The organism is Burkholderia sp. S171 (assembly GCF_009766085.1).
Taxonomy (GTDB): domain Bacteria; phylum Pseudomonadota; class Gammaproteobacteria; order Burkholderiales; family Burkholderiaceae; genus Caballeronia.
In genome coordinates, this window is sequence record NZ_LMUF01000015.1 from 143,865 (window position 1) to 156,808 (window position 12,944).

Annotated in this window: 11 protein-coding genes; 4 read left to right on the top strand and 7 right to left on the bottom strand. The window is 60.0% G+C overall.

Going from position 1 to position 12,944, the window contains the following annotated elements; genetic code table 11:
- Positions 1-25: 25 nt before the first annotated feature.
- The 5 genes from GSQ93_RS09745 to tauA form a co-directional block, all read right to left on the bottom strand.
- On the bottom strand, positions 26-1,411 hold the full coding sequence (locus GSQ93_RS09745; protein ID WP_158935441.1) for a sodium:solute symporter: 1,386 nt from the start codon (positions 1,409-1,411) through the stop codon (positions 26-28).
- Positions 1,412-1,424: 13 nt separating this feature from the next.
- The gene (locus tag GSQ93_RS09750) at positions 1,425-1,634 is read right to left on the bottom strand and encodes a DUF3311 domain-containing protein (RefSeq protein ID WP_089159640.1); all 210 of its coding nucleotides are present in this window, start codon (positions 1,632-1,634) and stop codon (positions 1,425-1,427) included.
- A gap of 182 nt (positions 1,635-1,816) precedes the next feature.
- Positions 1,817-2,734: an ABC transporter permease subunit gene (locus tag GSQ93_RS09755; RefSeq protein ID WP_158935442.1), complete on the bottom strand. Its 918-nt coding sequence runs from the start codon at positions 2,732-2,734 to the stop codon at positions 1,817-1,819.
- On the bottom strand, positions 2,727-3,542 hold the full coding sequence (locus GSQ93_RS09760; RefSeq protein WP_158935443.1) for a taurine ABC transporter ATP-binding protein: 816 nt from the start codon (positions 3,540-3,542) through the stop codon (positions 2,727-2,729). The genes GSQ93_RS09755 and GSQ93_RS09760 overlap by 8 nt, the downstream gene beginning before the upstream one ends.
- 31 nt (positions 3,543-3,573) lie before the next feature.
- Positions 3,574-4,650, bottom strand: a complete 1,077-nt coding sequence (tauA, locus tag GSQ93_RS09765; RefSeq protein ID WP_174254600.1) for a taurine ABC transporter substrate-binding protein — start codon at positions 4,648-4,650, stop codon at positions 3,574-3,576.
- Between the two features lie 205 nt (positions 4,651-4,855).
- On the opposite strand from tauA, the gene GSQ93_RS09770 reads away from it, so the two are divergent.
- Both GSQ93_RS09770 and GSQ93_RS09775 read left to right on the top strand, forming a co-directional pair.
- Positions 4,856-6,373, top strand: a complete 1,518-nt coding sequence (locus tag GSQ93_RS09770; RefSeq protein WP_158935444.1) for a PLP-dependent aminotransferase family protein — start codon at positions 4,856-4,858, stop codon at positions 6,371-6,373.
- 154 nt (positions 6,374-6,527) lie between these two features.
- Positions 6,528-6,932: a nuclear transport factor 2 family protein gene (locus tag GSQ93_RS09775; protein WP_158935445.1), complete on the top strand. Its 405-nt coding sequence runs from the start codon at positions 6,528-6,530 to the stop codon at positions 6,930-6,932.
- A gap of 96 nt (positions 6,933-7,028) precedes the next feature.
- On the opposite strand, the gene GSQ93_RS09780 is transcribed toward GSQ93_RS09775, so the two are convergent.
- Positions 7,029-7,784, bottom strand: coding sequence for an IclR family transcriptional regulator (locus GSQ93_RS09780; protein ID WP_158935446.1), 756 nt, complete (start codon positions 7,782-7,784; stop codon positions 7,029-7,031).
- 182 nt (positions 7,785-7,966) lie between these two features.
- The gene (locus GSQ93_RS09785; RefSeq protein WP_158935447.1) at positions 7,967-8,800 is read right to left on the bottom strand and encodes an IclR family transcriptional regulator; all 834 of its coding nucleotides are present in this window, start codon (positions 8,798-8,800) and stop codon (positions 7,967-7,969) included.
- A gap of 276 nt (positions 8,801-9,076) precedes the next feature.
- Here GSQ93_RS09785 and GSQ93_RS09790 point away from each other — a divergent pair, with 276 nt between their 5' ends.
- On the top strand, positions 9,077-10,735 hold the full coding sequence (locus GSQ93_RS09790; protein ID WP_158935448.1) for a GMC family oxidoreductase: 1,659 nt from the start codon (positions 9,077-9,079) through the stop codon (positions 10,733-10,735).
- Positions 10,736-10,916: 181 nt separating this feature from the next.
- Positions 10,917-12,221: an MFS transporter gene (locus GSQ93_RS09795; RefSeq protein ID WP_158935449.1), complete on the top strand. Its 1,305-nt coding sequence runs from the start codon at positions 10,917-10,919 to the stop codon at positions 12,219-12,221.
- Positions 12,222-12,944: the final 723 nt, after the last annotated feature.

Genomic DNA, 12,944 nt, shown 5'->3' on the forward strand with positions numbered 1-12,944 from the left:
GAGAGTCTGGTAGTCGATACAGCGATCAAGACAAAGCATGCACGTGAGGCCGCTTCATCGCAAGATGTACTGCGGCCAGCACGGCCACGTTCACGGCTAAGCAAACAAGACCCAGATTCAAGCCGCCTAAATCAACCTGTAAAACATACAGGACGATCGCCAGGAGTTGTCCGGTGAGCATGCCTGATGCGATGGCAGCCGGCCGCACGCGAAGCCCGAACAGTATCGCAATGACGCCGGGGAAGAACTGGGTCACGCCGTAGTACGTGGTGTTGATGAGCGTGAGCATCAGGTTAGGCGTAAGCAGGGTCATCACGATCGACACGATCAGGTAGATGACGATCACCACCTTCGCACTCGCCTTCTGCTTGTTCTCCGGCATGTTCGGCAGCAGGTTGCGCGTAACGATCGGTCCGATGGAAAGGCAGATGCCTGCCAGCACGAGCAATCCGGACAACGATGCGCCAGCGGCCACAAGACCTAGCAACCAGCCCGGCAGCAAACGGATCGCGGCTGCGAAGAATGCTTCGTTGGGCGAAGCAAGATGCAGGTTCTGGCTGATCGCATAGTAGGAGGCGACCACGAGAAACGGATACATCAACATGTAGAGCGGCATGGCGACCTGGGTGCGCCGGATCGTGTTCGCGCTTTTTGCCGTGAAGAAATTCTGCACCGCGAAGGGCATTACATAGAAGCCGAGCGACTGGAACAGCATGGTGCTCATTGAGAACGTCAACTGATGGGCATCCATCCGGTTGCTGACGTGCAGGCTCGCCGCGTGGAAGACTTCAGTGACGCCGACTTCCGCCGAGACGGCGACCCCGGTAATAACAATGGCGGCGACCATGAGGATGTCTTTCAGCACGGCTATATAAGCCGATGCCCGCACGCCCGCGATCGCTATGTACGTGAACGCAAGCATGGCCGATATCATGATCAGATAGAACGGCTGGAAATTCCAGCCGAGCCCCTTGAGCGCGGCCACCAGTCCGGTGAACTGCAATTGGCCCCAGGGCAGCAGGAACAGAATGGCCGACGCGGCCACAACGAGTTCGAGCGTACGGCTCTGAAAATGGCCCTTGAACAGGTCGGGCAGGGTGATCGCGTTATAGCGCTTGCCCGCTTGCCAGATCTTTGGCCCAATAAAATAACCGACCGGATACGCCAGCAGGATGTAACCGAGGAACCAGACGCCGTAGGTCGGTCCCTTGGCATAAATGCCGCCGGGAAACCCCACCATCGTGCCAATACTGTAGATCTCGCCCGCGGCGAGAAAGAACACGAGGTACGCGCCGAACTGCCGCGACGCAACAAAGAAATCGTGCACGCTTTGGGGGCCGCGGCCTGATTTCGAACGGATCGCCAGGTAGAGCGAAAAGACGATGAAGCCTAGAAATACGGCGGTAGCCATCCGTCATCCTCCTTCAGTTGTTGTCGGGATGTGCGTCGTCGAAATGGCAGTCGAACAGACGCCAGCAGAGCATCAGGCAGCCCGACGTCAGGACGAACCATCCGAAGATCCAGGCGTAGATGAACGGGACGCCCAGCACGGTCATGTCCACCGATGCGACCCACGGCAGCAGGCCGATGACGCCTATATAGGGAATACCGATGCCGATGAAAAGCTTGAGCATGTCGTCTCCGTGTGTTGCGGACCCTCGGGTGTATTTGAGTTGCGTCCGAATCGCGTTTGAAGTCACGCGTGCGGCGAACGACTCCAGTATTGCAAGCCATAATTAAGGATGAGTAGGGCCAGTGCGCCTGAATCGCTAAGTCCACATGCCGTCGCCCGGGAGCGACGGCATGTTCAAGAAGACTAGACCTTGCCCTTCCAGGGCACGAGCACCCGCTCTACGTAACGCATCAGTAGGTCGAAACACAGCGCAAAGAATCCGATCACGATAATGCCCATGATGACCACATCGCTTGCTAGAAACTCTGCGGCGTTGAGTACCATGAAACCTAGCCCGCTCGTGGATGCCACCATCTCGGCGGCGACCAGCGTGGTCCAGCCCACGCCAATGCCAATGCGCATGCCCGTGAATATCTCCGGCATGGCAGATTTGAGAATCACGTAGAGGACAACCTGAGTGCGCGATGCCCCCATCGAATAGGCGGCATGAATCTGCTCGATCGATACTGAGCGCACGCCGGCCCGCGCGGCGATGGCAAGTGGCGCGAAGATCGCGAGGTAGATCAGAAACACCTTCGAGAATTCACCAATGCCAAACCAGATGATGATGAGCGGCAAGTAAGCAAGCGGCGGCAATGGACGATAGAACTCGATCGGCGGATCAAACAGGCCGCGCGCGATGCGCGACACGCCCATCATCACACCCACGGGTATGGCGGTCAGACACGCCAGCGCAAAGGCGCCAAACACGCGCAAGAGGCTGATTCCGGTATGTTGCGCCAGGGTAGAGTTGGCGAAGCCGTCCGTTGCCACCAGGAGAAATTTCGCATAAACGGCCTGCGGCGAAGGCAGGAAGAGCGGCTTGATCAAGTGCAAGTTCGTCACCGCGAACCACACCCCGAAGAGCGCGAGGATGGTGAACATGCTGGCGGCAACACTGCTGCCTTGCCCCGGCACGCCAAACGAGTCGCCGGGCTTGACGGGTTTCTTGGCGAGAATACGCGCACGGCGGCGCGGCCGTTGCGGCGGTTCGACGGAGGTGTCGGATCTCATGGGCACATTGCGGTGAGGTAGCGCATTAATGGATTTCGAACTAGACATGAGCCACCTCCGCTGCTGCGCCGTGAGATTTTTCGTCGCCGTAGATAATGCTGAGTATGCGCTCGCGCATTTCGATGAAGTCAGGGCTCGATTTGACCGCCCGTGCGTCGCGGGTGTCGAGAAAACGCCGGTTGAAGTCGAGTTCGTAGGTATGCGTGATACGCCCCGGCCGGGGTGACATGACGATCAGGCGGCTGGCGAGAAAGAGCGCTTCCTCCACGCTATGGGTGATGAAGAAGAACATTTTGTTGGTCTTCTTCCAGACGTCGAGCAACAACTCCTGGATGGTTTCGCGGGTGAGTGCATCGAGTGCAGCCATGGGTTCATCCATCAGCAGCATGGCGGGATCGCAGGTCAGGGCACGCGCAATACCTACACGCTGCTGCATTCCTCCGGACAACTGATAGATCATATGTTTGTGGAAATCCTGCAGCCCGACGAGTGCGAGGTTGCGCACGGCGATCTCGCGACGCCTGGCCTTCGCCACCCCCTGCAGCTTCAGCCCGAATTCCGCGTTATCAATCACATTCAGCCACGGCAGCAATGCGTGCTTCTGGAACACCACGCCGCGATCGGCTCCGGGCCCGGCGATAGGTTCACCTCCGAGCAGCAGCTCTCCAGCTGTCGGCGCGATAAACCCTGCCATCAGCGACAGCAAGGTGGTCTTGCCGCAACCCGACGCGCCCAGCGCGACCACCAGGTCACCCGAATCGATCTTGAGGTTGATGTTGTCCAGTGCGTGCACGCTCTCGCCCGCACGGCGTCCCGGGAACGTCACGCTGACGTTCGTGATCTTCATGCTTTCCATAGATCCCCCTGGTCGACGACCATGGCGTTGTTCACTTGAGCTTCATGGCGGCTTCTGCATACACGGGCGTGACAAAGCTCGAGTAATCGGAAGCCACGGCATCAATGCGCTTCTGGTCCTTGAGGAACGTCGACGTGTCCTTTAGCGCGAGCGTCGCGCGACCCGAATTACCGCCACCGAGCCACTGTGCGGACACCTGGTCGGCAAGTGAGGGGAATCCATACAGCGACAGCGACTCGGGCACATCGCCGGGCGTTCCGCCAATCATTTTCGCAATGGCCGTTGCCTGCGGTGAACCTGCATTCCATTGCGTGGTATTGCGGCGATATTGGTCGTCGGCATCAGCGATTGCCTTCACCAGTTTTGCCATGAAGTCCTTATGTTCCTCACCCCATTTGCGATCGACCGCGATACCGTCGAACGTCGGTTTGCCGAGCTTCGACAGGTCCCCCGACGTGATCAGCACCTTGCCGCTTTTCTTCAACTCGGCGAGCGCCGGATTCCATACATACGCCGCGTCAATGTCGCCCCGTTCCCACGCGGCGACGATCTGGTTCGGCTGCATGTTGAGAATCTTCACGTCCGACGGGTTGATGCCCCAGTGCTGAAGCGCGAACATCGTGTGGTAGTGCGTGGTCGAAACGAACGGGACACCGATCGTCTTGCCCTTCAGGTCGGCCGGCTTCGTTACGCCCGAGCCATTGCGAACGACCATCGCTTCGGCCTGGTTGATATTGTCGAGGATCCAGAAAAGCTGCAAATCCACGCCTTGGCTCACGGCCGCAGCAAGCGGGCTCGATCCGATCACGCCGACTTTTACATCACCCGAAGCCATCGCGGTTGCTACTTTGGCGCCGGACTCGAACTGCCGCCAGTTGATCTTGTAGCCTGTTTCCTTTTCGATAGACCCGTTGGCGATCGCCACGACCCAGGGATCGACGATCTGCTGGTACGCGATGGTGACCTCCTTGTCCTCGGCGTGCGCGGGTTGCACCACGATGGTGACGAACGTCGCCAGCACGGTTGCGGCGGCAATGACGCGATGCATCGGGCGGGAGAACCAGCGCCGCGAAAGTTTAGATTGTTTTGATCGTTTATCGTGTTGCATGGCGGATCTCCTGGCGGGCAGCGTGCATGGCACGCTAGTCTTGTCGGACGCGACCGGGGCTTGCCCCGATCGCGGGAACACGGTCGAATCGAGTATCGTCAGCTAAAAATGGGGCGAGTTAGTACCAGACGCCGCCGATCGTTGAGTCCACATTCACCGCGCTAAATCGCCGCGCACAACCGCATTAATCAATCTGGGAGGAAATATGGCTAGCCGGATGTCGTCGGCAATGTGGACGCAGCGGTTCCAGCGTTCGGCTGAATCCAATGTCAGCCTGCAAGGGCAGATTCGGCAGATGCTGGTGGCCGCCATTCTCGACGGGCAGATGTCCGTCGATACCGCGTTGCCGTCGAGCCGCGAACTGGCCGATCAGTTGAGCGTGGCCCGCAATACGGTCGTGCTCGCTTACCAGCAACTGGTGGAGGAGGGATACCTGCTTTCCCGGGAGCGCAGCGGGCACTTCGTCAATCCGGCCATGCTCGAAGGCCGGCACGGGTTTGTCCCGACGCAAACCGTGGCGGCCAACGAAGCGCTCGGGCGGCCCGACTGGACCCAGCGCATCGCGCGCTTGCCGTCCCTGCAGCGCAATATCGTCAAGCAGGCGAGTTGGCAGAACTACGAATTTCCTTTTATCTACGGCCAGTTCGATCAAACACTCTTTCCGACGAGCGACTGGCGCGAGTGCTGCATGAAGGCGCTGTCTGTCATGGAGATCCGCAACTGGGCGCCGGACCTGATCGAACGCGACGACGACACGCTGATCCAGCAGATTCGCACGCGCGTGTTGCCGCGCCGCGGCGTCTTCGCGATGCCCGATGAAATTGTCGTCACGATGGGCGCGCAGCAGGCGCTTTATCTGATCGCCGACCTGTTGGCGAACGAGCGCACGACGATCGGTTTCGAGAACCCCGGCTATCCGGATGCACGCAATATTTTCTTGAATCGCAACGCGCCGCTGCTGCCGCTGCCGGTCGATGAAGGCGGGGTGCGTCCGGTCGCCGACGCCCATCTGCTGGCGCAATGCGACTACGTGTACGTGACGCCGAGTCATCAGTGCCCGACCACGGCGACCTTGCCGCTGGACCGCAGGCATGCGCTCCTGGAACTGGCGCAAAAGCATGACTTCGTCGTGATCGAGGACGACTACGAGAGCGAGAATAATTTCTCCGGTGGACCGCATCCGGCGCTCAAGAGCCTAGATACCGCCGACCGCGTGCTCTATGTGGGCAGCTTGTCGAAGAGTTTTGCGCCGGGCTTGCGGCTGGGTTATGTGGTCGGCCCGCGTGACTTGATTCGCGAGTTGCGGGCGTTGCGCCGGCTGATGGTGCGGCATCCGGCGGCGTACATCCAGCGCGCGTTCGCGACCTTTCTCGCGCTGGGTCACCACGACGCGTTGCTGCGGCGGCTCGCCTTCGCCTACAAGGAGCGTGCGGAGGCGCTCAAGGCCGCGCTCGACGCCCACCTGCCGGAAGTCCGGCACGTGCGGATTACAGGCGGCTCCTCGTGCTGGGTTGAAGGTCCGCCGTGGCTTGACGCGACGCGTCTCGCGGCTGAAGCCGAGGCGCACGGCATCCTGATCGAACTCGGCAGCGTGTTTTTCATGGAGGGGCTGGAGCAGCGCCAATGCTTCCGCATGGGTTTTTCGGCGATCAAGCTCGAAAAGATCGAACCCGGTGTGCGTGCGCTGGCAGAGCTCGTGCGTGCGCAACGTCCGCAGGCGTGAGCGCTTGGGGCGGGCGCTGGCCCAAGCGAATCGGTTCGACTGGCGCTACCGCGTGGCGTCAGAGTTATTTAACGTGTCGATGAAACTTGCCGCACGCCCGTGCCGATTTCGTCACTGGCGTGCGGCAGCGACAGTTATCTGACAGGAGACATGTATGACCGACACGCACACCGCGACATCCGAGGTGACGGCCGACACGCTTGCGGCCTTTTCCGACGCTTTCAACCGTCACGACGCTGCTGCGTTAATGGGTTTCATGACTGAAGATTGTGTCTTCGATGCCGCCGGCGGAAACGATATCTACGGCACTCGCTTCAAAGGCCGCGCGGCCGTGCGAGCGGCCTTTGAAGCTGTGTTCAAGACTTTCCCCGATGCCCACTGGGGGCACGGCCGACACTATGTAGCGGGTGAGCGTGGTGTATCGGAATGGGTCTTTACGGGTACCCATGCGGAGGGTTGGCGGATTGAGGCCGAAGGCTGCGATCTCTTCGAGTTCCGCGACGGCCTGATTGCGGTGAAACGCGCGTTTCGCAAGGAACGCCCGAAGCAGACCGCTTGAGCGCTCAGATGGGCGGCAATGGCGTGCCGTACGCGGCGCAGGCACGCCTCCGGCTCATGCGGTGGCCCTCGGATGCCCGTTGTATCGACGGGCCGCCTAGAAGGTGTTTGCGAGTTCCCGCGCCGCTTCCTGCAAACGCGGCACGAATTCGAGCGAGCGAGAGAGCGGTGCACGGGAAACCGGCGCATGCACGGCGATGGCGGCAATGCTCATGCCGTCCTTGTTCATTACGGGCACCGCGACGCAGGCTATGCCCGCGAGAAATTCCTCGTTGTCGATACCAATGCGCTTGTGCGCGGTGCGGTCGAGTTCGGCTTCGAGCATTTCAGGATCGGTGATGGTGTTCGGCGTGAAGCGTTCGATCTTGAGCGCGCGCACGAGCGCCGAACGCTGCTCGCGCGATAGCATCATGGCCAGCAGCAACTTGCCGCTGGCGGTGCAATACGCCGGCACTTTGGATCCGGGCTTGAGATCGAGCCGCAGGGGCCAGGGTGCTTCCATGCGGTCCAGATAAAGCACTTCGGTTTCATGCAGCATCGTGAGGTTGCAGGTTTCGCCGAGGTCCGCCACCAGCCGCCCGAGAATGGCGTGGCGCAGACGCCGTGCGCCTGAGTGCATGACGACGCCGAGACCGAGTTGCGCGAGGCGCGGGCCGATCACATAGGCGTTCTTGTGGCCGGGGTCGCGGATCACGAGGCCACCCGCTTCCAGCGATGCCAGCATGCGGTGCAGCGATGGCTTCGGCAGATCGACATCCTGAGCGATGTCGGCGAGCGATACCGGACCTTCCGCATTGACGAGATGCTCAAGCAGCGCGAAGGCACGCAGTGTCGGTGTATCAGCAGTGGTCATCGCAGCCGTTCCGAAAAATAGATGATGACCATTGTACAGAAACGCCCTACAGGGTGGGCCGCCTTGATGTCGGGGCAAAATTCCAGGCCAACATCATTCCGGTTTTCGATATTGTCTTTTTCCGGCGTCGGACGAGCAACAGCCAGGAAAGCCTTTCATCAAGCGCGCTCCATGTTCCGCCGCTACCGCTGCGGCGTTGCGTCCGCGTGAAGCAAAGGGGCGAGGCGCGCCGCAGTCTCCTTGAGCTTCGGCACGTTCTTGAGCAGATCGTCGAGGCTTGCTCGCGCGGTTGGCGCATGCACGGCCAGCGAAGCCAGCACCTCGTTACCGCCGGATCTGCGCACGGGCACGGCGACTGCCACCATCCCTCGTACGAATTCTTCATTGTCGATACCAAGACCCCGTGAAGCCAGCCGGTCAAGTTCCGCACCGAGCAGAGTCGCGTCGGTGAACGTGCGATAGGTGTGCGCCTTGAGTTGCATCCGGGCGAGGATGCGCGTGCGTTCGGCAGAGGCCATCTGCGACAGGAACAGTTTGCCGCTCGCCGTGCAATGCAGCGGCACGCGCATGCCGGGCTGCATGTGCAGGCGCAGGGGTTCATTTGTCTCTACACGCTCGACGTACAGCACGGCGTCGCCGTCGAGCACCGTCAGGTTGCAGCTCTCTCCGAGCACATCGACAAGTCCGCGCAGCAACGCGCGGCAGGAGCGCGTAAACGTGCTGTTCGCGAGCATGGTCAGCGCGAGTTGAGCCGCGCGCGGACCGAGCGTTATGCCACGGTCGGCGCCGCGCGAATCCGGTATGTGTGTGACATAGCCCAGTGCTTCCAGCGACTCGATCATGCGTGTCAAGGTCGCCTTCGGGATATGCAGGCGTGCAGACAATTGCGACAGCGAAAACGGTTGTCCTGCTGCGGCGAGGTGCTCGACAACGATCAGTGCGCGCAGAACGCGAGTGTCCTCGGAAGGCTGTTCCTGTTGCGTAGCAGCATGGGAGGCGGCGTTAGAAGCCGTCATTAACAGGCTACGTGGAGCAGCATTGGTCGCGGGGCTCGCGGTGTCTTTCATTGGCACCTCTGATTAAGGCCAAGGGGTATTCAAACGCGAGCAATCGGGTTGGGGAGAACCCGAATAAACACCTGAACGTAGCCTTGAAAGTGGAACAAAAAGGTCCTTTTTGAACCGGTTTCATCGATCGTAGCCGGATTTCCTTGAAGACGGAACGAACATTCAATAAATTTCAACGAAACGTACCGAAAAATCTAAAAGTTGAAAACAAAGGAGGCTTCAGTAATGGCACGGAGTTTTGACTACGTCATCGTCGGCGCGGGATCGGCCGGCTGTGTCCTCGCCAACCGCCTCTCGGAAAACGGCCGCTACTCGGTGTGCCTGCTTGAAGCCGGTCCGCCTGACCGGTATCTGTGGATTCATATTCCCATCGGCTATGGCAAGACCATGTTCCATCCGGTGTACAACTGGGGCTTCAAGACTGACCCGGATCCGAACATGAATGATCGTCAGTTGTACTGGCCGCGTGGACGCACGCTCGGCGGCAGCAGTTCGATCAACGGCCTGATCTACGTGCGTGGTCAGAAGAATGACTACGATCACTGGAGTGCGCTGGGAAACCGGGGTTGGAGCTGGCAGGAATGCCTGCCGTACTTCCGGCGGCTCGAACACAATGAGTTGGGAGCGTCGCCGACGCGCGGCGTGGACGGACCGCTCTGGGCCTCCACAATCAAGCAGCGTCATGAACTCGTGGACGCGTTCATTGCTGCATCGAACAAGATTGGCGTGCGCACCGTTGATGATTTCAATAGCGGCGATCAGGAAGGGGTTGGTTACTACCAACTGACGACAAGAAAGGGCTGGCGTTGCTCAACTGCGGTGGCCTACCTGAAGCCCGCGCGCCGGCGCGCGAACCTGCACGTGGAAACCGATGCGCTTGCGTCGAAGATTATTTTCGAAGGCACGCGTGCCGCCGGTATCCGCTACTTGCAGCATGGGCAGATGCAAGAGGTGCGCGCGAATCGCGAGGTGGTGCTTGCGGCCGGTGCGCTTCAATCACCGCAATTGCTGCAGGTCTCGGGCGTGGGTCCGGCCAAGCTGCTCGGCGACTTCGGCATTCCGGTGGTCGCGAACCGGCCAGGTGTTGGCGAGAATCTTCAGGATCATTTGCAAGTGCGCCTGATCTATGAGGTCTCGCGGCCGATCTCGACCAACAACCTGCTGCATTCCTGGCAAGGCCGCGCAAAGATGGGCCTGCAATGGGCGTTGTTTCGCGAAGGGCCGCTTGCCGTTGGCATCAACCAGGGCGGGTTGTTTTGCCGCGCGCTGCCCGACGAGGCGAAGACGCCGGACATCCAGTTCCATTTCTCGACGCTCTCCGCCGATTCCGCTGGCGGCGACGTCCACTCGTTTCCCGGTTGCACGTATTCGATCTGCCAACTGCGGCCGGAGTCACGCGGTCTCTTGCGCATTCGCACGAACGACATGCGCGACGCACCGTCGATGCAGCCAAACTATCTCTCGACAGATCTTGACCGGCGCACGACGGTTGCGGGCGTTCGTTTCGCACGGCGGATTGCCGCCATGGAGCCCATGGCATCGCTGATGAAGCGCGAAGTTCGTCCCGGCGCCGATGCACAGACCGACGAGGAACTGCTGCAGTTTTGCCGCGAATACGGTCAGACGATTTTTCATCCGTCGGGGACGGCCAAGATGGGCGTCGCAAGCGATCCGCTTGCCGTGGTCGACGAGCGGTTGCGCGTCTACGGCACACGCGGGTTGCGCGTGGTCGACTGCTCGATCATGCCGACACTCGTCTCGGGCAACACCAACGTGCCGATTGTGATGGTCGCCGAGAAGGCCTCCGACATGATTCTCGCCGATGCCCGCGCCGACGATCGATCCAGGACAGCGCCCTTAGAAGAAGCCTTGGCGCCGCATTGAACGCAGTAGTTAGACGTTGCATCAGAAGCAAAAAAAAGAGCCCGGTCCGCATCGCTGACACAAGGTTGATAACACAGCATGCATACCGGGCAATTCGTGCCCCGGAGGAGACAGGTTTTTGGGGCATTGCGTCGGGCGACACGCTGAGGTCGCCGCTCGACCATCCATCGGAGAAGACAGAATGGCAGTCGATAACAAGGTCATCCGCCGCGTTGCATTCGCGAGCGTCATCGGGGCCACCGTCGAGTGGTACGACTTTTTCCTGTACGGCGTGGTGGCCGGCATCGTGTTCAACAAGCTGTATTTCCCAGCGCACGATCCGCTCGTCTCCACCATGCTTGCCTACGGCACGTTCGCCGTCGGCTTCGTTACTCGGCCGCTCGGTGGCATTATTTTCGGCCACTTCGGGGACAAGGTCGGACGAAAATCCGCACTCATCTGCACGCTCATCATCATGGGTGTATCGACCGCGGGCGTGGCCTTCGTGCCGACGTACGCGCAGATAGGCATCTGGGCACCGATCCTGCTGCTGGCATTGCGCGTGCTGCAGGGCATCGGGCTTGGCGGAGAGTGGGGCGGGGCTGTGCTGATGGCTTATGAATATGCGCCGCCTAACCGGCGCGGTCTTTACGCGAGCTTGCCGCAGATTGGCTTGTCGATCGGCTTGTGCCTTGCGTCGGGCGTGGTTGCAGCCATCTCGAAGTTGCTGCCGGAGAGCGCGTTTCTCTCGTGGGGCTGGCGCCTCGCGTTCGCCATGTCGCTCGCGCTGGTGGTGATCGGCCTGTATATCCGCGTCAAAGTCATGGAGACGCCCGAGTTCCTGGCGCTCAAGCGCACTCGGCGCGACGTGAAGATTCCGTTCATCGACATGATCACGCGGTATCGTCGTTCTGTGCTGCTCGGCATGGGCGCACGCTGGATTGACGGCGTCTTCTTCAACATCTTCGCCGTGTTCATGATCGGTTATCTGACGCAGCATCTTGCGATGAGCCGGACCGAAGCGCTCACGGGCGTCATGATGGCTGCTATCGTGATGTGCTTTTTTATTCCGCTGTTCGGCAAGATGTCGGACCTGCTGGGCCGGACGCGCGTGTACCGGTGGGGCTCGCTGATTTGCGGCCTCTCGGTGTTGCCGGCGTTCTGGCTGATGGAGAATCAGGCGGGTAACACCATGATCGTGTGGCTCGCGATCGTGATCCCGTTCGGTATTTTCTATGCCATGGTCTATGGCCCGGAAGCGGCGCTGTTTGCCGAATTGTTCGATGCCGAGGTCCGCTATACCGGTATCTCGTTCGTGTATCAGTTCTCGGGAATCTTCGCGAGCGGTCTTACACCGATCATTGCTACAGCGCTCATGCGACTGAACGGCGGCAAGCCGTGGGCCGTGTGCGTGTATGTGGTGCTGTCGGCGCTGCTGTCGGCGTGGTGCGCGCACAAGATGGAACCGCGGAGGGATACTTTTGATGCGGTCACTCGAGCGCACTGAGAGGTTGATGCCGGAATTGGTTTCGTTCGCACTGGGGTAGGGCTTGTTGATGGGCAGCGGGCGGCCGGTTTCGGTGTTAGTGGTCGGCGGTTTGGGGGGAGGGGCTGGGTTCTGGGGGTAGCGGTTGGGGGTGGTGCTGGGGTGGTGCTTTCGGCGTTAGTGGTCTGCGAGAGTCGGATTTTCTCTCTATCACTGTTAGCCACTGTGCGTGGCGGCACGTCATTTCTTTGCCCAAAGCGGCAAAGAAACGAAGCAAAGAAAACGCTTTAACCGCTCTACCCTAAGTGTCCACAGCGTGCAGTTTTCATTCATAGGTGCCCCAAAAGCACGGTGCTCGCCAGAGCGAAGGATGTGTGAAACCCTCCTTCTCCGAACACAGGTTCTGACACGCTTCGCCACCAGTGATTGAATCTGTCCAAGGAGCACCCCGCGCTATCCGCGGACAACCTCCCTCCGAATTTGTACGCAGGACGAATCATGCAGCCAACCCGCGTAGAGACGAACTCGCGAAGATGCATGAGGCCTTAACCCACGAAATAACTGCACAGATCAAGCAGCTAACCCACGAAGAACCGCAGAAGCCAAGACGCGTTAGGCCATACCGGTTCCTGAACACCTAGGGAAGGTCTGAACAACTCATTTTCAGCCTGACTGTTCGCCACATTCGAAATTGGTAGGTCTCGAAAGTCGTTTTAGCGTTGGGAACCGAATGAATACGGACCA

Coding starts and splice junctions, on each gene's coding strand:
- GSQ93_RS09780 (WP_158935446.1), bottom strand. CDS start 7,784: ATGACCACTGCTGATACACCGACACTGCGTGCCTTCGCGCTGCTTGAG.
- GSQ93_RS09745 (WP_158935441.1), bottom strand. CDS start 1,411: ATGGCTACCGCCGTATTTCTAGGCTTCATCGTCTTTTCGCTCTACCTG.
- tauA (WP_174254600.1), bottom strand. CDS start 4,650: ATGCAACACGATAAACGATCAAAACAATCTAAACTTTCGCGGCGCTGG.
- GSQ93_RS09750 (WP_089159640.1), bottom strand. CDS start 1,634: ATGCTCAAGCTTTTCATCGGCATCGGTATTCCCTATATAGGCGTCATC.
- GSQ93_RS09790 (WP_158935448.1), top strand. CDS start 9,077: ATGGCACGGAGTTTTGACTACGTCATCGTCGGCGCGGGATCGGCCGGC.
- GSQ93_RS09795 (WP_158935449.1), top strand. CDS start 10,917: ATGGCAGTCGATAACAAGGTCATCCGCCGCGTTGCATTCGCGAGCGTC.
- GSQ93_RS09785 (WP_158935447.1), bottom strand. CDS start 8,800: ATGACGGCTTCTAACGCCGCCTCCCATGCTGCTACGCAACAGGAACAG.
- GSQ93_RS09770 (WP_158935444.1), top strand. CDS start 4,856: ATGGCTAGCCGGATGTCGTCGGCAATGTGGACGCAGCGGTTCCAGCGT.
- GSQ93_RS09755 (WP_158935442.1), bottom strand. CDS start 2,734: ATGTCTAGTTCGAAATCCATTAATGCGCTACCTCACCGCAATGTGCCC.
- GSQ93_RS09760 (WP_158935443.1), bottom strand. CDS start 3,542: ATGGAAAGCATGAAGATCACGAACGTCAGCGTGACGTTCCCGGGACGC.
- GSQ93_RS09775 (WP_158935445.1), top strand. CDS start 6,528: ATGACCGACACGCACACCGCGACATCCGAGGTGACGGCCGACACGCTT.